Origin of the sequence: Treponema rectale (genome assembly GCF_014202035.1) — a bacterium.
Lineage (GTDB): Bacteria > Spirochaetota > Spirochaetia > Treponematales > Treponemataceae > Treponema_D > Treponema_D rectale.
Genome location: NZ_JACHFR010000001.1, coordinates 833,073 through 855,465, shown reverse-complemented (window position 1 = coordinate 855,465; position 22,393 = coordinate 833,073). Strand labels below are relative to the sequence as shown.

The window sequence follows — 22,393 nt, the reverse complement described above, 5'->3', positions numbered from 1 at the left end:
AATCTTCTGCTAAAAAAGCCCCTTCTACTTTTATCAGGTAAAAGGGGCTGTATATTCATTATATAACTGCTTTATTATTTCTGATAACCGGCTGCTGATGAGGACGTATTTACTTCTGAAAGATCAGAAAGTTTAAGAAGGGAAATACTTCCTTTAGCATTTGTTACGATAATACCCTGAGAAGTAACAGTTACAGGAGTTGCACTGTTAACTTCAATCTGACTCTTAAGAAGGAGCTTAAGGTTTTTATCAAATTTTCCAAGATAGTATTTTCCGCCTTCATCAAGTATGCAGTAATAATCATTTCCATTATTTACAAGAACGGAATCAGGACTTACAGCTTCATTGCTTTCTTTCTGGATTTCCATTTTAAAGGCATCCAGAAGGCAAAGTTTTACTGCACCATTACCAGTATTTTCACCACAGATTGCTGCATAAACAAGTGAAAGATCAAGTCCCTCTGGAGCATCTTCTATAACTGCACCCTCTACAGGAAGAATTGTTCTTCCGCGGATTACTGTAACAGGAGATTCTTTTAAGGTTGAACCGTCGTTTCCGTCTACACGTACCATTTTACTCAACTGCTGTGATGCATCAGTAATTTTAAGTCCAACAACAATGTTTGGATTTGAAGCTTCTTTTATGGCTTCCTGAATAAGTTCCTGCTGATCCCGGGCAATTTCCTGCCTTTCATTCTGTGCTTCATTTTCCTTTTTATCAGCAAACGCCTGGTCTTCATCAGCCTGTGCCTGTGCTGTGTCTGCAGCCTGCTGCTGTTCTTCTGTTTTTTCAGCTTCCTGATCAGCCTGTGCCTGTGCTTCTTCAGCTTCAGCCTGTGCCTGATCAGCCTGTGCCTGTGCTTCTTCAGCTTCCTGCTGTTTCTGGCTGTCTTCAGGATTTTCCTGAGCTTCTTTTTTTGCCTGATCAGCCTGTGCCTGTGCTTCTTCAGCAACGGCCTGTTTTTTATCAGCATTTTCCTGAGCTGCTTTTTCTGCAGCTTTCTGCTTTTCAAGCTTGTCGTTTTCTTCCTGTGCTTTTTTTGCAGACTCCTGTGCTTTTTCGCCGGCTTTTTCTGCTTCACGTTCTTTTATGTCAACCATGTTTTTGCGCTCGTCAACGCCACGGTTATCTTCTTCCTGCATGGACTGAACGACTGATTTGTCACTTATAACAGAAGTATCAACTGTAGAAAGTCCTCCGTTTACATCATAAAGAGGAATTACAATCTGGGAATTTCCCGGCCAGTCACTGTATTTTACGCTTAGTCCGCATTTATCGGAAGAAAGATTATCTGTTACAGCCTTCTTATATTTAGACTGAAAAACATCCAGCTTTCCGCGGTATACGGCATTATAAACCGTTACAAAAACAGCAACGGTGGATGCATCTTTCCGGGAATAACCGTAGGCACTCTCAAGATAAGAGGCAATAATCCTGCGGAGGTTTTTTATGTGATCAACAGAAGCGTTTGAATTTATAATAATGATGTCTGCATCAAGTCCCGTTTTTACGGAAGGATCAACAGCATGAATTACAGTATATTTCTGATTTTTACCGAAAGTGGCAGAACTGTTTACAGAAGATGCAACCTGTCTTCCCAGTCCTGTTCCGATTGCACTGATACTGGCGGCACTTTCTACTACAGAGTGAGGCCCTGTATAGTTTTCAAAACGTACAATATCTTCAGAACCTGCACTTTGAAGTTCTTCCTCATTTACTTCAAGGGCAAAAGCACTGAAACTTAATGCAGCTGCAAGAGCCAGAAAAATTTTTTTCATAATTCCTCCAGAGTCTTAATTTTATCACTCAAAGTTTATTTAATAAAGTAAAAATGGTATCCGGCAGATATTTTTTTACGAACAGTTGTTTACCTGCCGGCTTTTACGATTTTTTCCAGAATGCTTCGGGCATAATCTCTGGATTCCTGCTGGTACCTTCCGTTCATTATCCGGGAAATAATATGTCGTCCTTTTTCCAGCAGCATCGGTTTACCCATAAAATTGCATATTTTGAATACGGAATCACATATGGAATTTAAAACAGAAGTATCCCGTAAATCTGCTTTTGAAAGTACATAATCCAGTGCATCAAGCAGTTCACCGTCGGTATCAAGACCAAAGTTTCCTGCAGAAGAAACCAGGGATAAAAGCAGGAGATTATCACCTGAAGCAGAAGTCTTTCTTAACAGGGACACATATTTTTTCTGGAAAACGTTCAGCCCGGTTTTTGAAGCCAGATTTATTATTTTCTGTGTATAGGCGGCATTCTGTCTGAAATAAGGAATTTCTGAATGTCCTGTATCCCGTACCATACTTTCAGCAAGAATCTGAGTAATTTCTGCATCAAGTACAGAAAGGTAATATGCTTCTTTTGCAGATGAATCTCTATCACTATTTTTCTTTTTTTCTGTAGAAAAAAACATCTCCATTTCTGCAATCTGCGTATCTGATAAAGCTCTGCCTGTAATATTATCTGAAGGTGAGACAGTTTCGTAAAAACAGCTGTATGCGGCAGTTTCTCTTTTTTTTGACTGCGGCTTCTGTTTTTTTGATACTCCCATCTGCATTCTGTAGCCAAGAACACTCCATGATGATGTACAGGTTACAAGATAATCTGAATCTGTAAGGAAAATAAAAGGTGTTGTTTTAAGAGGCAGTCTGGCTTTCCACAGAAGGTTTCCTGCCTGATTCAGACAGAATGCGTTTTCTTTGTCACAGGCATAAAAATCAGTTCCTGATGTAAATGCAAACTTTATATTCTGCCTTGAAAGGTGTTTATCCCCTGATAAATTTACGGAATATACTTTTTCTCCAGAGGCACTTTTTAAAAAAACGACTTCTGATGTATAGACAAGTCCTGTAAGGGCAGAATCATTCACCGTTTCTGAAATATAAGGAATACCGCCGGCATCATTTTTATATACCCAGCCGGAAACTGACTGTCCGTTCCGTACCGTACACAATCCCGCACTTCCGTCTGTAAATGCCATAATAATTCCTTCCTGGCAGACTGTCCGCTGTACAGCTTCTCCTGAAAAAAGAATTGTTTCTTTTATTTCTCCAAAGGGGGTTATTCGCACTGCTTTTGATTTATTGTTTTCCAGTTCACTTAAAAATACAAGAATGGAACCGTCATTTAATTCCCCAAGGGGCAGGGAAACATTCTGGTCTTTTATTTCTTTTTTCCATCTGAGGCTTCCGTTCAGGGCATAGCAGGCAACATCATTTTTTCCCCTTAAAAAAACCCGTCCGTCTTTTCCCTGCAGGGGATTTTCCTTTACTTCAAAACCACAGTCTGCAGTCCATAGAAGCTGACCTTCCGGGTTCAGAAGATTGATTTTTTTTGATTTTGAAATAAACCATATCGTATCGCCGCAGCCCGTAGTAAAAAACAGTGAAGGCTTTTCCCTTACGCTTTTCTGCCATAGAAGTTTACCTTTTTCAGAGAAACCGGCAAAAGACTTGCCTTCACACAATGCTGCATATCCGTAGGATGTTTTCTGTGGTGGACAGAGAATATTTCCCCCCGGTACCATTGTCCACCCGGGATTTTCTTTATTAAGGTCATAAAAAGAATATTCCTGAGCTGAAATTGTAAGAAAGGCAGAAATAATCAGCAGAAAAAACGGTGTCAGTTTTTTTTTCATTTTTCAAACCATGCAAGACTTTCTATGTGACATGTCTGCGGGTAAAAATCCAGTAAATATAGTTTAGACAGCCTGTAGCCGGCCCTGATCAGGAATTTTGCATCCCTTGCATGAGTAGCTGCATTGCAAGAAACGCTCCTTATATGGGGAATTCCTGAGGAACAAAGCCACTGGCATACGCTTTTTTCCATTCCGCTTCTGGGAGGATCTATTACGGCAGCATCAAATCCGCCTATGGATGACGTATATTTTTCAGCATGATATTTTGTCCATACTTCACCGCTAAGCCCGAAACTTTCATGCTTTCTGCCGGCAAGATTCTGTTCCGCATATACAATGGCATCTCTGTTATGCTCGACAAGAGTAACTTTTTCAAAATTATCTGCAAGAAAAACAGAAAATGTTCCGGCTCCCGCATACATGTCCAGTACATTTTTTCCTGATATGCCGCCGGTTACGTAAGGAATTGTTTTTTCCAGAACCTCAAGATTGGATTGAAAAAATCCCTGTACGTCAAAACTTATTTTTTTTCCGTTCAGTTCAACAGTACAGAAATTTGAAGGATTTATTGATGTTCCGGCAAATCTTTTCTGTATTTTTTTAACCTTAGGCAGTTTTCTTCCAGTTGGTGTTCTGTCTGATTTACGTACAGTTTCTTTTTTTGCTGCTGTATGAATTTCTTCTGCAATTATAAGTTTATCATATCCGTCCGGAACTGAAGTAATTTTATCAGAACCAAAAACGTGAACTCTTCCTTCAGGTCTCTGGTCAAAAGGAATTTCTCTCAGGTAATGATTTATTTCTTCTTCTGCACACGGACAGTTTTCAATGGGAACAATGTTGTTGCTGAATTTTTCCATAAGGCCCCCGTCATGAAACTGAAATCTTGACCTGTAGCCTTTTGAAGCTCCTGAAATAACCTCTATATCACCGGTTTCTATTCCTTCCCTTAAAAAAGCATCCTTTAAAATCTGAGTACGGTATTTCTGCTGTGCTGAAGAATCTATATGCTGAAGATTGCATCCTCCGCAGCGTCCGTAGTAACTGCAGAACGGCATTACTCTGTCGGGAGACGGTTCTAATACTTCAAGAATTTTTCCTCTGTAAAAATCTCCGCAATCCTGAGTAATTTCTATCTTTAATTTCTCTCCAGGTATTGAATAGGGTACAAAAACAGTTTTTCCGTCAATTTTTGCAATACAGTCTCCACCAAAAACCATTTTTTCTGTTATAATTGTTTCAGTCATATCTTCTGAATATAGCAGATGATTTCTTAATTTTAAAGACCCTGTTTTCTCCGGTTATGCCGGTAGTTCAGGACTGTCATGGAGCGAAAAATGAACTATCAGAAAGAGCAGATCGTAATGAGCGACTCAAATATCAATGTATTTCACAGCTGGATTCCGGACGGAGATGTAAAAGCCTGCGTCGTATTAAGTCACGGAATGACGGAGCATGCTTTCCGATATGATGCCCTCGCAAAAAAATTCTGTTCTAAAGGAATTGCTTTTTTTGGTGAAGACCACAGGGGACACGGAGAAACTGCTGCACTTGCAGAAAAAAATGGAAGCGGAATGTTCGGGTATCTTTCTGATAAGGACGGTTTTCTGAGGGTAGTAAAGGATATTCATGAGGAAGTCTGTCTTGTCAGAAAACGTTATCCTCAAAAGAAAGTTTTTATTCTCGGCCATAGTTTCGGTTCTTTTATAACCCAGTGTTTTATTGAAAATTTCGGAAATGATGTAGACGGCGCTATAATCTGTGGAAGTGCAGGACCAAGACCGCTTACAATCGCAGCTGCCAGAACTATAGGAAACATCATTAAAATATTTACTGGAAAAAAATCGATATCACGGCTTATGGGAAAAGTTGCGTTCGGTTCTTATAATGCACGTATAAAAAAGCCCTGTCCGGAATTTGCATGGCTGTCCAGAAATAATGCTGAAATTGAAAAATATGAAAAAGATCCCTGGTGCGGATTTGACTGTACCATCGGATTTTACTGTGACTTATTTAACGGGCTCGGAATGATTCACAAAAAAAAGGCAATGAAGAAAATCCCGCGTACTCTTCCTGTTTATCTCATTGCAGGTACTGCAGATCCTGTAGGTTCTTATTCAAAAACAGTAAGTTCCCTGTTTAAGATTTATCATAAAAACGGTATAGAAGATCTCAGTATAAGTCTTTGGAAAGACTGCAGGCATGAACTTTATAATGAAATCAACGGTGAAGAAATTATGGATGACAGCGTAAACTGGGTAAGTGAACACATTGAATAGTGCTGTGTTCTTGATTAAATTTGCCTTCAATACTAATATTAGCACACTGTGTTATTTAGATATGGAACTGATGAAAAGGGACGGCCTGTAAAAAAAGCCGTCATATATACAAAAGAAGAGCATAATATTCCGCTGTCGTCCATAGACAGCGATGCATTATTTGTAATAAGCAGACTCAGAGATAACGGATTTTCAGCATACATTGTAGGTGGTGCTGTAAGAGACCTTCTGATAGGTAAGACTCCAAAAGATTTTGATATAGTAACAGATGCCACACCAAGCAGGATTAAGCGTATTTTTCGTAATTCCCGCATAATCGGAAAAAGATTTCGTCTGGTACATGTTTTTTTCGGCCAGAAAATTTTTGAAGTATCAACCTTCCGTTCTACAGTTGCAGGTTCTGTAGGAAATACTTTCGGCACTATGGATGAGGACGTAATGAGAAGGGATTTTTCCCTTAATGCGCTTTATTACGATCCCTTCCGTCAGCAGATTATTGATTACGTAAACGGTGTAAAAGATATAAGGGCAGGGGTTGTTAAACCTATTATTCCACTGGACAGAATTTTTGTAGAAGATCCTGTCCGGATGCTGAGGGCCGTAAAATATTCCTCAACTACAAAATGTTCTCTTCCCCGTTCACTCAAGAAAAAAATACGTGAGTCTTCATCTCTTCTTTCTCCGGTTTCTCCTTCAAGACTTACAGAAGAAGTTCTGAAGATAATTAACTGCGGACATTCCTTTGAGGTAGTTTCTGCCGCACTTGATACGGATTTATATATTTATCTTCAGCCTGCAGCAACAAATCTCATGCTTGAGAACAGAAAATATGCAGCCGCATACCTTGAAAGTCTTAAAGAACTTGATAAAGAAGTAACAGAAAATCCAAATATGAAACTGGGAGACAAACTTTATTTCATACTTAAAGATTTTGTTTCTTCCCTTACAGACTGGAGCAGGGAACCTAAAACTGCATCGGAATCTTCTGAACTGTTTAAAAGAACATGGGCCCGCTGCCGTAATTTCGTTCTTCCAATGAATCCCCAGAGAACTGAACTGGAGTATGCTGTAGTAAAGATTTTGAAATCCCTGGGAGTAAGTTTTAAAGAAAGCAAGCGTCGCCGCCGCTCACAGGAAAGTAGTGAAAATCAGGTATCAGCAAGAAAAAAACGTACCGTCAGCTGATTTCTAAGAATTACGCCTTATTTTTTTTTGAGAAAATCTTTTTAAATGCCGGTACAGGAGAATCAGCTGGAGTTTCTGCTTTAACCATAGTTATCTTGTCGATTACTATGCTGACTTCCTCGATGAGGATTCCGGTGAAACGTTCAATGTTTTCCACAATGTACTGCTGCATGTTTCTGATTTCACCGGTAAGCTGTTTTCCAAATGGTACATCAACTGTAACAATAAGCCTGTATCCGTGAGAATCTGTTTTTATATTAAGTTTTTTAACCTTTACAGCCTGATCAAATTCATTTATGCAGTGCATGGTCATCTGGCTTAAAGCAGCCTCTGAGATTTCTATTCTTCCTTTTTTACTGAATTCAGGAGTAACAATAGATTTTTCAGACAGGGAACTTTCCTTTCGCTTAAATATTTTATGTGAACTTTTTGAAATAATTTCCCTGATGGATTTATAAAAAATCTGTGAATAAGTTTTCTTAACTTCTATGGCAGGGACAGGAATGACATGTTTTCCCTCAATCTGCCTGCTCCGGATTGCTTTTTCAATTTCTTCACGGCTTGCAATGTCTTCTATTTTTATGATTTTTTCAGGAGGTGGAAGCTGAAGCCTTGTTGCAATTTTTGTCACCATTTTTTCACTTGTTCCAAGGAGAAGGATTTTCTTTATCTTTGACTTCAGGAGAACTTTTGCAACTTCATCTCTATGCTCTTTATCATCAAAAAGGGCTATTCTTACGGCACCAAGATATGTTTTTTCATGTTTGGCAGATCTGCCTGCCAGAATTTTTTCATCCTGAATAAGAAGACCGTCATCAATGATGGCTTCTATTCCGTACTTCTGAGTAAGAAGTTTTGCCCTGAAACTTTTTCCGGTTCCGCTTTCACCGACAAGAGCATAAACTGAAATGGAATGATTTAATAATCTGTGAAAAATACTCATGAAAACCCTTTTTTAAATTATATCTGCTGAACTTTGTATTTTCAAGTTTGTTTTTAGAAATTCATCAAAATCAGACGGAAGGGGACAGCATATCTCTTCCGGAAGTAACAGGGGATTATCCTCCGGAAACTTTATTTTCCATGCATGAAGGAAAAATTTTCCACTGCCGCCACCGTAAGCAGAATCTCCTGTAAGGGGATGATTTCTTGCTGCACTCTGAGCCCTGATCTGATGCTTTCTGCCTGTTAAAATCGTAATCTGGCAAAAAGTTACATTTTTTTTACAAAAGAGTCCTGATTTTATTGGTTTTACGGTAGTGATGCATTCCTTTGCGGTATCCGTCTGGCCTTTTTTGTTTAAAAATACTTTACTTGTTCTGAAGTTTTTTTCTTCACCGGAATCTTCCATGCTGTCTGTCCAGGTTTCTTCTGCGTCTATAACTCCGTTTAATACGGCAAGATAAATTTTCTGTACTTTGTGAGAGGAAATGTTTTCTGAAAACCATCTTGCTCCCTTCATGCTCATGGAAACAGCAAGAACACCTGATGTATTCTTATCCAGTCTGTGAAGCGGGGCAGGTGTAAAGGCCAGGGAATCTGCAGAAGAAAAGAAATCTTTTATTACTGATGAAACTGAAGTTTCTCCGGAAGCAGCCGGCTGTACATTTATCCCTGCAGGTTTTCCTATAAAAAGAATGTCAGGATTCTTAAAAAGTATTTTATATGGAAAATCAGTTTTCACGGCAGTTAATTTTTCTTTAGCGGAATCATTGCTGCTGAACAAAAAGGCTGCTGCTTCAATTCTGTCACCTTCCTGAAGCAGAACGGATGCTTCTGTTTTTACCCCGTTAAGACGAATCAGTTTTTTTCTGATCAGCCCGTGGATATTTGAATTAATTTGTGATTCTGTAAAAATCTTTTTTATTACACGATCAAGCCGCCGGCCGGCATCATCTTTTCCGGCTGTAAAAACCTTAAAATCCATATTTTAGATTTATTATAGAATTAAAATAAACAATATGCTATACTGTCCACTCCCATGAAGTACGTAAAAAATTTGATTCTTCCAGTATTTATTATTGTATTTACTCTGATTATGCTCTTTGTTTTCAGAGTTATTCCAGGGGGAAAAATATGGAATAATTATTCAGTACTTTATGCAGATACCTCTGTTACTGAAGGTGAAATTCTTAAGGTATTAAAGGAACAGGGCTGTACGGATGTCATATCTCTTTCAGTACAGTTTTCTCCACTTATTTCTCCGGTAACCCCCGTACTTCCTTCTTCAATGAACAGTTATCTTGGCCTCAGACTGAACTATTTTTATGATAAAAGCGGAAAATACAGGCTGTATTATGTTCCGGAAAAGTATAAACGCCAGCTGACTGAAGCTCTGAAAGTTATTTCCCATGATCTGACCTCTGAGTCAGGAATTGACTCCACTGGCGGCTATCCGATTATCGTTCCTCTGGCATGTGCTGTTTTGTTTTTCTTTTTTTTATATTTCAGTGAAAACAGAATTCTTTTTTTACTGTCAGGAATCATGTTTTTAATTTATTCCGCAGCAATACCGGTATATTCCACTGCCTGTTCCGTAATCCTGTTTCTGTGCATTATCTTTATTTCTCAAAGGCTGTGGAACAGAAAAGGCAGCATAAAAAAAATCCTTGGGGATAAAGCAATAAGATTCTTAGCGGCAGCAGCCCTTGCCGTAATGCTTCTTTCATCAATACGCTCTGCGCTTTTAGGTGCATGCACTGTACTTTCTTCTTTATCCATGATTTATCTTTACCGCCAGTTCATCTGCTTCAGGGAATCAAAACTTTCGTTTACTTTTGTTCCTATTTTTTCAGCAGGTCAGCTGGTGCTTTTTTCAAAAAAATCAATAAATAGAATTCTTGCCGCACCGGTAATTATTGCCGTTATAATGATTTTTTTTCTTACGAACTCTTCTTTTGCTGATGTAAAAACCTCAGCTCCGGTTGAGCTTCCTTCTCCTGTAACTGATAAGAATGAAGAGACAGTGGAACTGCCGGATGCAAAAGATTATTATAACTGGGCCTGGAATACCGTGAGTTTTCCATACAAAAATTTGAATACGGATGTTTTTGATAAAAATCCTGAACCGGGAGACAGTGTTTCTGTTCCTGCGTACGAAAAATCTTCTTCAGGTATCATTGAGTTTTCCAGAACGGTACTTACGTATGACAGTGATTTCATTCGTAAAATGGCGGAGCAGATAAAAAAATCCTCCCCGTTACTGATTGAAAACGTACTTATAGAGCAGAAAAATGATTTTAAGGCAGGATATTCCAGGGCCGGACACTCAGAAACTGAAAATTTCACATGGAGTTTGATTCTTATAATTATAAGTGCTATTGTTGTACCAGTTATCTGGTTATTCCATTTTCTTTCCGGAAGAAGTAAATGAAAAATATAAAATATTTTGTTCAGACAGAAAAACATGAAATTAAAAAAAGCGTAAGATCTTTTTTACCGCTTTATGCGTCAATTCCTTTGAGCCAGCTTGACTCCGGTCTTTATGAACCTACTGTAAAAGCCGGTGATTCTGTAAAAGAAGGACAGACAATTGGCGTCCTTACTGAGAATGACGGTTCTTATGGAGCAGATGTAAATGCATCTGTTTCCGGAAAAATAGATTCTATTACTGAAATACTGCTTCCCAGTGGAAAAATTTCTAAGGCTGTTAAAATAAAAACAGGCGGAAGCTTTAAATATCTGGGAAAAAAACTTCAGGAAACCGACTGGAAGTCCAAGTCACCGGAAAATATTGTTTTTGAACTTAAGGATAAAGGTGTAGTTAATACTTTTAACGGTACCTCTTCTCTGGCAGACCAGATTAAAAACTATACCATCCAGAAAAACCGTTTCCTTATAGTAAGACTTTTTGATGAAGATCCAGGAATCTATACGGATTTATTTGTTTCAAAGAATTACACTGCAGAAGTTGTAAAGGGAGCCCATGTTGTCTCTCATGCAATGAAAGCAGACGGAATTATATTTGTTGTCTCTAAAAACGTATTTGAAAGGCCTGACGTCTCATATATAACAGATATTCCATGTCTTTTATGTGAAGCAGATACAGGTAAATATCCGTCAGGATCAAAACAGGATCTCATTAAAACAATAAAAAAAGCAGAATCTTCCATAAATGATAAGTTCCGCAATGTAAATACAAACTGCATATTCATAGACAGCGTTACCGCATATTCTGCATGGGAAGCATGTGCAGCAGGTATTCCTGTAGTAGAACGTTTTGTTCATGTATGCGGTGAATGTATAAATGCTTCTGCCGTGCTCCGCGTAAGGATAGGAACGCCTCTTAAGGATCTTGTAAATCAGTGCGGCGGCTTAAAGACTGACAGTAATCTTGTCATAATCAACGGAATGTTGAAGGGAAGTGCAGTTCCATCCCTTGATATCACTGTCACAAAATCAATTAAAAGTATTGAATTTACAAAGAGAACAGAATTTAATGATGCAACCATAAGCAGCTGCATTCACTGCGGAAGGTGCAGAAGTATTTGTCCAGAGCATCTTTATCCGGATATGATTTTTCATAACAGAAATGACAGGGATCTTATTAATACAGCCATGCTGTGTTCTGGTTGTAATCTGTGTAATACAGTCTGTCCGTCCAGAATTGCTTTAAGTCAGACAATTTCTTTAGTGAGGGGAAAAAATGCAATTTAAAACCTTTTCCAGTAAAAACAGCATGACGCTTACTCCATATACATTTCTTACTCCGTCTGTAGCAACTTCATCCAAGATTATGATTGCAATGCTTTTGCTGCAGGTAATACTGCTTGCAGCAACAAAAAGTTTTTCCGCTCTCGTAACAACTTTCAGTGCTCTTGCAGCGTCTGTTGCCTGTGAGACTGTATTTAAAACGGGTAAGAATAATTTCAGGACAAATTATCCTGTTGCCGTAATTCAGGGACTGATTACAGGACTTCTCATACCTCAAAACTATCCGTTCCTGATTGTATTTATAATTACTTTTTTTTGTTTTCTCTCAGGTAAATATGTTTTTGGCAGTTTCGCTTCAAGCTGGGTGAATCCAGCTGCCCTTACAGTTGCAGTTCTGTTTTTTCTTGATCCGTCATATTTTCCGAGTTTTACCATTTCTGCACATTCCCTTCAGGCAAGAAATGCTGCTCTTTCGCTTATACAGGATGGAAGCGTAAAAATTTTCACTTTCGATTATAAAATAACTGATTTTCTTAATAAAAATATTTTTTCATTCTTTAAGATTTCAATTCCTAACGGATATATAAGCATGATTCTTGATTCCGGTTCATTAATTCCGGCCTTCAGATTTAATTTTCTCTCTTTGATTTCACTTATCCTGTTCATATCATATTCAATTCTGGATTTCATTATTCCTTCCATATTTTTACTTGCATATCTTCTGCTGGTAAGACTTCTTCTTCCGAATTTTATAAACGGTACGCCTCTGCAGGGAGATATGCTGCTCGCACTCCTTACGAGCGGAACCATCTTTTATTCTACGTATCTTCTTCAGTGGTATGGAACTACCCCCCTTACAAAAGCAGGGAAGATTTTCTATGCTTTCACAGCCGCAGTTTTTGCATTCATCATAATCGGATTCGGAACATCTTCAGCCGGCTTTATTTTTATAATTCTCATAATGAATCTTATTAGTCCGATGATTCAGTATTTTGAAAACAGAAAGGCATTATCATCAATTAAGAAGTATCTTCTTCCAAAAGTAAATGCCGTAAGGGAGAATGAAAATGTCTGATGAAATTATTGAAGTTCCTAACGAACAGCTTGAATTTTATAAAAAACAGCTCATTAAACTTGGATTTTTTGCAGCAATAATTACAGTTCTTTTTGGCCTTATCCTTTTGTTCTGTCTTATTTCAAAAAACTCCTATAATCAGGGACTGAAAGAGCGGGTAAACAAAATTCTCAATGAAAATTCCATAGAAGCTTCTGCAGAAACTCAACTGGCTCTTCCTTCAGCTCTTTCTGCTACAGCTGCAGCATGGAAACTTTCAGGAAATAATGATGTCTATGCAGTAATCATACGCATTACTACAATTTATTCATCTGTTCCATGTATTTTTACATATAACGCTTCTGAGGATGAGGCAGTTTTTGTAGCGTTTGATGGTGTTTCAGAAAAAGCAGAACGGAGCATCAGACAGACCGGTATTGCAAACCAAATTTCCTACTGGAAAAAGAAAATACCTGGTTTTATGAAAGAAGCCATTAAGGAGGAAGTTAAATAAAATGTTTTTAAAAAAATCCTGCATCTATAATATACTCATCCAATCCCTTGCCTTACTGGTTTTTATCCCTGGACGTTTTGCATACGCTTTATTAATACTTCTTGCATATAATTTTTTTATTCTCACAGGCACATTAATAAGAAAGCTTATACTTATTCTTCACCTTGAGGAACTGCAGATCCCAATAAGTGTTTCAACCGTCATAACATCAGCCATATTATTCAAACAGTTTTTGAATTTATACAGTCCGCTTTCCTCATTTGTTCTTTCTTTTGCACTTTATATAGCCGCTACCTGTTCTTTTATTGTTACTAAGCTCTATATTCCGGAAATAGATTCATTAAAAAAAGAACTGACAGCAAATTTTACTTCAGCCGGCTCTTTTACAGTTTTCGGATTATGCTTTGCACTTTTCAGGGATATTTTTGGATATGGTACCGTTTCTTTTCCCTGTCCCTCCGGCATATTTGAACTTGTAATAAGCCGCTCTACAGCATATGCTTCAGGAATATTCTGGGCTTCGATACCGGGGGCAGTCATAATGCTTGCCGTAACAATTCTTGTTTATTCCCTTATATATGATAAATTTATAATCTTAAAAAAGGTGGAGGACTAAATGCTTCTGACTGTTCTGTTTTATACATTTTTATCTTCCGCCGTTTTTATATATGGAATCGGTCTTTCGCGGCTTACATTTTATTCTCAGTCACCAAGGTTATACTTAATAAAACTTTTTAAATTTCTTTGCAGCGTAAGTGCCTCATCATCATTAAGCTATCTTTTTTCTGTAAATCTCCTTACAAAAGAACAGCTTACGGATATGATACCTTTTGTAACCGTACTGATACTTATCTCAGTTTCAAGCTTCATAGAAACAATCCTGCGTTTAAGTGCAAAAACCAGTACTGCTGAATTTGCCATATCCTTTCTTTGTGTTCTTTTAGCTTTATATGAAAGTACATCTTTAAGTGAATGCGTATTAATATCAGTTGCCTGCATGCTTTCGATATTTATTCTGGTGCCGGTTGTAAATACAATCAGAAAAAGATCTGCTGCAACCGGAAAAACTCCAAAGGATATATTCATTGTACTTCTTACAATTGCAATAATCATGATCATAGCTTTGTGGTGGAATACATCATGGCTTAATGGAGAGGTCTTTAAATGATAGTTCATATACTGCTTTCATTTTTATTTATACTTCTTATAACTGCTCTTTTGTTCTTTATTTTTTTATTCTTTATTCCGTCGTTAAAAGATCAGAATGTAAATACGTCTTCTCTGGTTTTTTCCAGGCTTGAAGAAAACGTACTTACCGGAATAAAAGAACCTGAAATGGAAAAAGCCCGTTATATTGCGGTAATAAAAACAAAAAAAACTGCTGATACTCAGAATTTTATTTATAAAGGTATTCAGGACTGTTCCATTTATTTTGAAACCTTTGAAAAAGGCGGAATTTACAGTTCAAGCTGCATCGGTTTTGGAAGCTGTATAAAAAGCTGCTCCAGAAATGCAATTATTATAAGGAATAATATGGCGGAAATTACGCCATTTTGTGACGGCTGCGGAGAATGTCTAAGTTCCTGCCCAAAAAAATTAATTTCTCTTGTTGACAGAAACAAAATATCAGAGGAAACTTCTAATAATAGGGGAAAGCTCTTTAAATTGCTTTTAAAATGTTATAAAATTTTAGGACAGGATCGCGCATAAAACCATGGCCTTTAATATTTGTATTAAAATTTCTGCTGATGAAGCGTGCTACATGGATATTCAAAAAATAGAAAAAGAATATCAGCAGAGTTTTAAGACAGCAGTAAGTTTTCTATATTCTCATCCGAATTTTCCAGTAACCCTTGGTCTTAACGGGGTCGTTCTGTCATGGCTTAAAAAAAATCATCCGGAAGCAATTGAAGTGTTCAGGGAACTTATCTCCAGAAAACAGATCGAGTTTCTTGGAGGAGGGTATTATTCTCCTGTATTTCCGCTTTTATTTCCTGTAGACAGAAGCGGACAGATAGAAAAATACACCACAACCCTGAAGGACTGCATAGGAAAAAGGCCTAACGGTATTTCTATTTTTTATGATATATGGGATCCTTCTCTCATTACGACATTTCAATCCTGTGGAATGGAATACCTTATTTTAGACAGCACTTTAATTCCGTCTAATAAATCATCATATCTTCCCCTTATTGTCAGTGAACAGGGAAAATCATTAAAGGTAATTTCTTCCTGTAAAAATCTTCTTCCTGCACAGGGAGAAACTCCAGAGGAATATATTAATCGTCTTAAGAGTCTTGAAAAAAACAATTCCAGCCAGATTGCAGTAATTTCCTTTACTTTTTCTGATTTCATAAAATTTATAAAAAGCGACATAGGAAAGTACATAGCCTCTCTTCTTGATAAACAGAATGAAAGTGATGTTAATTTTACATTGCCAGGGTTATATATAAAAAATGCCGTTAATTTTATCCGTTCTTACATTCCGGCCGGCATGAATTATGATGCAGCCCAGTGGGCAAAAAAAGCTTTCGTTAAAAGTGAGAATAAATCTCGTTTTCCTTTTACAATTCATGATTACCTTAATACTTACACTGAGAATAAAAAACTGTGTGACAAAATGATGTTTATCAGTATGCTTATTTCTCAGTGTCACGGCGGAGATAAACTCAGGCGTAATGCAGCAAGCAATAAACTTTGGGAAGCTCAAAGCGGTTTTAACTTTCTAAATATACCTTCAGGAAGTCCGGCAATTGCAGAACAGCGTCAGAATGCCTACAAGGCTCTTAATGAAGCAGAGAAACTCATAAGGGACTGTAAGAATACCAGTTTTCATGAATCCTTTACATCGTTTGATTACAATACGGACGGTCTTAATGAATATGTGTTCCAGATGGAAAAACTTAATGCTGTAATCAACAGAAAGGGTGGAATTGTAGAAGAATTTGATTCAATGGTTTCGCTTGCAAATTATGCTGCAAGTCTATCCAGAATAGAGAATTTTGACGGGTCAAGAGACTTATACAACAGGGGACTTTTTATAGAACATCTTCTGGATGACTCAGAATTTCAGACTTATCTTCAGGATAAAAAAACAACATCACAGGTATTCAGTCAGACTCTATTTGAAGAAAAAAAACTTGAAACAAAAAGATTTTTTCTGCTCCTGGAAGGCAAAGGAAATTATTCTTCCCTGAAGACACCGGTATCACTCAGAAAAAGTTTTACCGTAACTTCAAGCGGATTTATGGTACAGTACATTCTGAAAAATGAAAGTCCTTTGTCATTGAAAGGCAATTTTGTTTCTGAATTAAATTTTACGCAGACAAATTTTTCCCTTGCAGACAGTGAACAGCAATATTCTCTGGAACTTATAGAAAAAAGCGGAACTAAGAAAGGTACTGTTCAGGATTGCTGTTGTCTTAATAAGGAAGATGTTTCCAACATTCTTATAAAAGATAAAAAGAACGGCTTAAGTTTTGTTATAGAACCAAATGAAGAATGCTCTTTTTCGTCTGATGTAATCGATTTTGTAAGACCAACTGATGATGATCAAACTGTCAGAAAAACTTCCCGAACCCTGGTTGCATCCCTGTATTGGAATGTAGATTTAGGTCCGGGAATGGAAATGGAAAAAAACATAAACCTCAGTGTTATAAGTGTAAAGAAAAATAAAAAATAATTTTTTATCTTCCTGCTATTTTTTTCAAAAAGACCTTATGCCACCAGGCCCTTAATTTTTCTGCAGCAGAATAAAAAGCGTACCAGTTATTTTTTAAGACATAGTCATAGCTGCCGGGACGATGTATTATTTTTCCGCCGAAGCCAGTCTTAAAAAGATAAAGCCCGTGCATCGGATGTTTTTCATCAGCAGCAGGAGGCATGCCATAAAAATCATAATACGGACATCCATATTTTTTTGCATCACGTATTGCAGTCCATTGTAAAAGGTAGGCCGGCATCAGGTTGCGCTTAATGTTTCCGCTTGCTCCATAAAGATAAACAGCTTCACCGGAACAAAACAGTGTAATTATACCTGCAAGATAATCATCTTCATGTTTTGCAAGATAGAGCGTTACTTTCGGATTATTTTTATCAGCAGCACTCATTTTCAAAAGGTCAGTGTAATATTTCTTATCGTGAAAACTGACACCGTCTCTCTTTGAGGTTGTTTCAAAAAGTGAGTAAAATATATTAAAATACCTGCCGAAATCTTCTTCTGAAGCATCATGGCTTTCTACAGATACATTTTTCTTTACTGCAAGCCTGACATTATATCGCCACTTGTTTTTCATTCCTGCAAGAATTTCTTCTTCAGATTTTGATAAGTCCAATACAGTCGTATCCGGAGGCTGAACGGCTACCGGACTGTGCCTGAGGGCAGGGCAGCCTGCTTTTACCGCTGAGTTCCTGGAAGATAAAATAAATTCATTTCTCTGTTCAATTGAATCAAAATCAATCGGGAAATCATAACGTATACATATTGTATCAGATGGCAGTAAAGGAAGAAGGTTTTTTGAAATCAAGTTTACCCTGTTAAAAAACTTTTCAGTATTTTCTTCTGAAACTTCTCCTTCATACTCAGGGGCCATAGGAACATAGGCTATGGAAAATTTCTTTATTTTTAACGAGAATCTTCTTGTCATGAGAGAAACATGGATGTCCTTATTTTCATAGAAAACAGGAGTCCATCCATGTTCTCCCTTAAAGTTTACCCAGAATTTGTCCTGTAAAAATCTTCTGCTTGCCATATATACGTCAGTTTACTTCTGAATTAACGGCATGAACTGTTGTTATCTCTTTACCGTCAGCAAGAAGTTTTACTCCACTTATTTCAGCAGTTTTATTGACAACTTTAATCTGCACCTTAAAGAAATCATCAGCAGAAATTTCCTGAGGTTTAACTGCATTAACATCACTTCCTGCAAGAATAATTTTTGTACCAGGTTTTGCCCAGGATACATCAAGGGGCTCTACCTTATCAGCTCCAGAAGCGTCCTTATAATCAGCAGCAAGAAGCATACCCCGGCTTTCGATTCCCCTCATTTTTCTTGGAGCAAGATTTGCAGCAAGAACTATTGTTTTGCCGAGAAGTTCTTCACTCTTAAGGTATGGTCTTAATCCGGACTGAATGATACGTTCCGTACCGCTTCCATCATCAAGAGTTTCAACGTACAGTTTATCACTGTCAGGATTATTTTCAATTTTAACTATTTTAGCAGCAATAAGTTCTATATTCTTATTAAAGAAATCAGCCTGGTTTTCTGCAAGAACAGGTACTGCCTTTTCTGAAGATTTCTTTTCCTTTTTAGAATTCTTATTATTTTTTTCTTCCCTTGCTTTCTGAGAACCTGAAAACTTTTCTTTAAAAGCATCAGCAGTTTTCTGATCAAGAGGTGTAAAGAATACAGAAGGATTTTCTACAGAAGAAAGTCCTTCCGTACATCCTATATCTTTCCAGCAAAGTCCATCTGCCACGGAAGCTTCTCCATATTTCGGTTCATTAATCTTTTTGCCAAAATATGAAAGAATGGTTTCTGTAAACTGAGGCATATAAGGATGAGCAAGAATCATAAGATCCTTTATCATATAGCACAGATTATGAATGAGTTTTGCAGCAGCCTCAGGATTTTCCGTACGGGTTTTCCATGGTTCTCCATCCTGGAAGGCTTTGTTTCCAATATCTGAAATTGCAAAAATTTCATGGAAAGCATCCTTTAAATCTGCCCATTCAAGATATTCTGTTATTTTAGACTCATGTTCCCTGATTTTAGACCAGAGTTCTTCATCAACAGGTGCTTCCGGAATCTTTGAGTCATAATATTTTGTTACAAATAAAAGGGTTCTGTTTATAAGATTACCGAGGTTTCCGATAAGTTCACCATTATACTTCTCACGGAAATCCTTCCACGTAAACTGATAGTCCTGCTTTTCAGGACGGTTATAGAATATATAGAATCTCCATGCGTCAGCTTTAATTCCTGTTTCGATAGCATCAGTACCGAAAACACCTACGCCACGGCTCTTAGAGAATTTACCGGATTCGTAGTTAAGGTACTCCGTTGAAGACATGTGATAAAGTTTAGTCCAGTCGTGATTAGAACCAAGAAGGGTACAAGGGAAAATAACTGTATGGAAAGGAATATTATCCTTACCGATAAACTGAAACAGTTCAACTTCATCTTTTCCTTCTGCCTCTTTACTTTCTGAAGGAATCCACCAGCTTTTCCAGTCGAAGGACGGCTTGCTCTTCTGAATAAGTTCATCAGCCAGCTGTTTTGTAATTGAAATATAACCTATAGGAGCATTAAACCATACATAAAATACTTTGTTTTCGTATCCTTCTTTTGGAACAGGAATTCCCCATTTTAAATCACGGGTAATAGCACGTTCATTCAGTCCGTCACGGATCCATGCTTTTGTTATATTTATTGCATTATCAGACCAGCGGCCTTCAATACTGGCTTTTTTCATCCATGAATCAAGATTTGAACTGATTGAAGGAAGATCTATATAAAGATGTTTTGTTTCTTTTACAACCGGAGTAGATCCACATGTTGCACATTTCGGTTCCTTCAATTCAACTGGATCAAGAAGGGAGCCGCAGTCATCACATTGATCTCCTCTTGCTTTAGTAGAACCGCACTTAGGACAGGTTCCATAAACAAATCTGTCTGCCAGGAACATATTGCAATGCGGGCAGAAAAGCTGACTGTTTGTATGTTCTTTTATAAATCCTTTTGCATCCAGATCCTTAAAAAGCATCTGTGTGATTTCAGTACATTCTTCATTAGAAGTACGTCCGAATTTATCAAAATTAATATGAAACCAGTCATAAATTTTTGTATGCTCACCATAATAATAGTCACACAATTCTCTCGGAGTTTTTTTCATTTCTATGGCACGGGTTTCTGTCGCCGTTCCATATTCATCTGTTCCACATACATACATTGTTTCATAACCGCGGCTGCGGCAAAATCTTGCAAATACATCAGCACTGAGCATCTGGATGAGATTACCCAGATGAGGAATATTGTTTACATAAGGCAGGGCAGAGGTTATAAGTTTTCTTTTCATTTTTTTTCTCCAGTCTCTTCTTTTATTTATAAAATACTTAATTTTAAAATAATTCTAAAAATTTTCTTTAACTTGTTTTACGACTTCACGCATAAAACCGCTGGTTCCTTTTTTCATGACAAGGGCTTTTCCATTTTTAATAACTACAGATAAACCTTCAACCCCGCACAAAGCAACAGGAATATCAGAATAAACAAAATTATCTTTTGCTTCAATCTGAACTGTGTTTTCGTTTTTATCAAACAATTTTTCAAAGGCATCCCAGCTGCCCACATCATCCCATCCGAAAGTAGATTTTACTACGACGGCTTTTTCCGTGCGTTCAGCAATGGCATTATCTACAGCGATGGATTTAACGTTTTCATATGCTTTTTCCATAGCAGGCCATTCCTTTACATATTTGATACCATTAAGCAGTTTTATTTCCGGAAGATTGGTTTTATTAAATACAGAAAAATCAGAAGCGATTGCAGGTTCATACAAAGCCATTTCGTTTTCAAAAAAATCAGCCGTAAAGCCAAACATGCCACTGTTCCAGCAGTATTTGCCGGAAGAAAGATAAGACTCAGCCGTTTTAAGGTCAGGTTTCTCTTTAAACTGTTCAATTTTGTATACATCTTCAGAAAGATTTTGAATTTCTTTCATAGATTCACCCATTTTTATATATCCGTAACCTGTAGAAGGTTCTGTAGGCTTAATTGCAAAACAAACAAAATTTCCTTTTTCTGAAGCTTCTGCCGCTTTTTTACAGTCTTCCGTAAATCTTTCTACAGGAGTAATTATATGGTCACTTGCAAGGACAAGAATATTATGAACTTTATCCGGATCACTGTTATTAAGATACTTTGAGGCTAAAAGAAGAGGTGCGGCTGTATGTCTTGCACATGGTTCTGCAACAATAATCAGATCACTGCAGATTTTTTTCCAGTCTGCCTCAGATACAAAAGTTTTCATCTTTTCACACTGACTGGTCATTTCTTCAAGAATATCTCTTCTGGTAAGGATAAGAATTTTTCCCGAAGGCTTTACGGCAAGTGAGCGCAGTACGGCACTCTGCAAAAATGACTGTCCGTTCTGAAGAGAAAGGAACTGTTTTGGAAAGTCTGGTCTTGATGCAGGCCACAGCCTTTCTCCAAAACCGCCTGCAAGTATAACGATATCAGTAAAATTAGAACTCATCACAGTTCTCCAAAATATAAAATGTTAAACTCTGTCTATACAGAATTTGCAGAATGTTTTTATTCTGTTAATAAATGATGTTTCAACACGACCGCTCAGGAAAGGAATTTTCGGAGCATCAACAGCACCGGCTCCATAAACAATCCAGCTGTCTCCTTCGCGGAAAGCTATGATTACAGATTTCTGATGCTTAGGACTTACGCAATCCATCTTGTCTTTATAACGAAGCTGATTAAGATTTGTTGACTCATAATAAAAAGAATCCTCTGTTTTTTCTATGATGATGTCTGTTTTTATCACGCCAAAAGGACTCATTTTAAGATCTGCAACAATTCTTCTTGTTCCATTTTTTGTTTCATCAGATATTTTTTCTGCTGCAGAATAAAGGTCAAAATATCTGTCATGCTCTTCAGACCAGTAAGGAATTCCAATGTAAGAATCAAAATCAGTTATAATCTCTTCCATTACTTCAGGTAAGTCTTCATATCCTTTATATGGAAATTTCTGAATTGCTTCTGCCATGTATGAAGGATCCAGTTTATTCATTACGGAACGAACTCTTTTACCAAGGTCTGTTTCATCCGTAATGCACATTTTCTTTGCTTTACCTGTATTCTTTAAAAGGGTTTTGCCACTGTCAACAGTCTTTTTCTCTGATGACGAAAGATTGGAATTAAACGAACCGGCATGAATGAAACTCATGGATAAAACGAGGATCGCAGTTAAAAATAATGTTTTTTTCATAATCATTCCTCCATTATAGTTGTAATCTTTATTTGTGTAAACAAAGGTAATGATGTATAATT

At 37.3% G+C, this 22,393-nt stretch carries 19 protein-coding genes; 10 read left to right on the top strand and 9 right to left on the bottom strand.

Annotation, left to right across the window (positions count from 1 at the left end):
* Positions 1-74: 74 nt before the first annotated feature.
* From HNP77_RS03645 to HNP77_RS03635, 3 genes are all read right to left on the bottom strand, one after another.
* Positions 75-1,778, bottom strand: a complete 1,704-nt coding sequence (locus HNP77_RS03645) for a P83/100 family protein (RefSeq protein ID WP_184651789.1) — start codon at positions 1,776-1,778, stop codon at positions 75-77.
* 89 nt (positions 1,779-1,867) lie between these two features.
* Positions 1,868-3,646, bottom strand: a complete 1,779-nt coding sequence (locus HNP77_RS03640) for a PQQ-binding-like beta-propeller repeat protein (RefSeq protein ID WP_184651788.1) — start codon at positions 3,644-3,646, stop codon at positions 1,868-1,870.
* Complete coding sequence (locus HNP77_RS03635; RefSeq protein ID WP_184651787.1) at positions 3,643-4,893, bottom strand: class I SAM-dependent RNA methyltransferase; 1,251 nt, start codon at positions 4,891-4,893, stop codon at positions 3,643-3,645. The genes HNP77_RS03640 and HNP77_RS03635 overlap by 4 nt, the downstream gene beginning before the upstream one ends.
* Before the next feature lie 90 nt (positions 4,894-4,983).
* Here HNP77_RS03635 and HNP77_RS03630 point away from each other — a divergent pair, with 90 nt between their 5' ends.
* Both HNP77_RS03630 and pcnB read left to right on the top strand, forming a co-directional pair.
* Positions 4,984-5,925, top strand: coding sequence for an alpha/beta fold hydrolase (locus HNP77_RS03630; protein WP_184651786.1), 942 nt, complete (start codon positions 4,984-4,986; stop codon positions 5,923-5,925).
* A 48-nt stretch (positions 5,926-5,973) separates the two neighbouring features.
* A complete protein-coding gene (gene pcnB, locus HNP77_RS03625) occupies positions 5,974-7,110 on the top strand; it encodes a polynucleotide adenylyltransferase PcnB (protein ID WP_184651785.1) in 1,137 nt (378 codons plus the stop codon).
* Positions 7,111-7,120: 10 nt separating this feature from the next.
* Here pcnB and HNP77_RS03620 read toward each other — a convergent pair whose 3' ends face one another.
* Both HNP77_RS03620 and HNP77_RS03615 read right to left on the bottom strand, forming a co-directional pair.
* Entirely contained in the window at positions 7,121-8,053 is a 933-nt protein-coding gene (locus tag HNP77_RS03620; protein ID WP_246428845.1) for a hypothetical protein, read from the bottom strand.
* Between the two features lie 12 nt (positions 8,054-8,065).
* Positions 8,066-9,037, bottom strand: coding sequence for an RluA family pseudouridine synthase (locus HNP77_RS03615; RefSeq protein ID WP_184651784.1), 972 nt, complete (start codon positions 9,035-9,037; stop codon positions 8,066-8,068).
* A 54-nt stretch (positions 9,038-9,091) separates the two neighbouring features.
* Here HNP77_RS03615 and HNP77_RS03610 point away from each other — a divergent pair, with 54 nt between their 5' ends.
* The 8 genes from HNP77_RS03610 to HNP77_RS03575 are packed head-to-tail and all read left to right on the top strand — an operon-like array spanning position 9,092 to position 17,013.
* A complete protein-coding gene (locus HNP77_RS03610; protein WP_184651783.1) occupies positions 9,092-10,483 on the top strand; it encodes a hypothetical protein in 1,392 nt (463 codons plus the stop codon).
* Positions 10,480-11,766: an SLBB domain-containing protein gene (locus tag HNP77_RS03605; protein WP_184651782.1), complete on the top strand. Its 1,287-nt coding sequence runs from the start codon at positions 10,480-10,482 to the stop codon at positions 11,764-11,766. The genes HNP77_RS03610 and HNP77_RS03605 overlap by 4 nt, the downstream gene beginning before the upstream one ends.
* A complete protein-coding gene (locus HNP77_RS03600) occupies positions 11,756-12,838 on the top strand; it encodes an RnfABCDGE type electron transport complex subunit D (RefSeq protein ID WP_184651781.1) in 1,083 nt (360 codons plus the stop codon). The genes HNP77_RS03605 and HNP77_RS03600 overlap by 11 nt, the downstream gene beginning before the upstream one ends.
* Entirely contained in the window at positions 12,831-13,331 is a 501-nt protein-coding gene (locus HNP77_RS03595; protein ID WP_184651780.1) for a hypothetical protein, read from the top strand. Before HNP77_RS03600 ends, HNP77_RS03595 begins: the two co-directional genes overlap by 8 nt.
* Position 13,332: 1 nt before the next feature.
* Positions 13,333-13,947, top strand: coding sequence for a hypothetical protein (locus HNP77_RS03590; RefSeq protein ID WP_184651779.1), 615 nt, complete (start codon positions 13,333-13,335; stop codon positions 13,945-13,947).
* Positions 13,948-14,499, top strand: coding sequence for a hypothetical protein (locus HNP77_RS03585; RefSeq protein WP_184651778.1), 552 nt, complete (start codon positions 13,948-13,950; stop codon positions 14,497-14,499).
* Entirely contained in the window at positions 14,496-15,041 is a 546-nt protein-coding gene (locus tag HNP77_RS03580; RefSeq protein WP_184651777.1) for an RnfABCDGE type electron transport complex subunit B, read from the top strand. Before HNP77_RS03585 ends, HNP77_RS03580 begins: the two co-directional genes overlap by 4 nt.
* A gap of 4 nt (positions 15,042-15,045) precedes the next feature.
* The gene (locus tag HNP77_RS03575) at positions 15,046-17,013 is read left to right on the top strand and encodes an alpha-amylase/4-alpha-glucanotransferase domain-containing protein (protein WP_184651776.1); all 1,968 of its coding nucleotides are present in this window, start codon (positions 15,046-15,048) and stop codon (positions 17,011-17,013) included.
* A gap of 4 nt (positions 17,014-17,017) precedes the next feature.
* On the opposite strand, the gene HNP77_RS03570 is transcribed toward HNP77_RS03575, so the two are convergent.
* Genes HNP77_RS03570 through HNP77_RS03555 form a run of 4 tightly spaced genes read right to left on the bottom strand, consistent with a single transcriptional unit; the run spans position 17,018 to position 22,331 of the window.
* Complete coding sequence (locus HNP77_RS03570; protein WP_184651775.1) at positions 17,018-18,082, bottom strand: lipid II:glycine glycyltransferase FemX; 1,065 nt, start codon at positions 18,080-18,082, stop codon at positions 17,018-17,020.
* A gap of 7 nt (positions 18,083-18,089) precedes the next feature.
* Complete coding sequence (gene metG, locus HNP77_RS03565; RefSeq protein ID WP_343042521.1) at positions 18,090-20,450, bottom strand: methionine--tRNA ligase; 2,361 nt, start codon at positions 20,448-20,450, stop codon at positions 18,090-18,092.
* Between the two features lie 12 nt (positions 20,451-20,462).
* A complete protein-coding gene (locus tag HNP77_RS03560) occupies positions 20,463-21,587 on the bottom strand; it encodes a mannose-1-phosphate guanylyltransferase (protein WP_221266511.1) in 1,125 nt (374 codons plus the stop codon).
* Positions 21,588-21,611: 24 nt separating this feature from the next.
* Positions 21,612-22,331, bottom strand: a complete 720-nt coding sequence (locus tag HNP77_RS03555; protein WP_184651772.1) for a DUF6675 family protein — start codon at positions 22,329-22,331, stop codon at positions 21,612-21,614.
* Positions 22,332-22,393 lie beyond the last annotated feature (62 nt).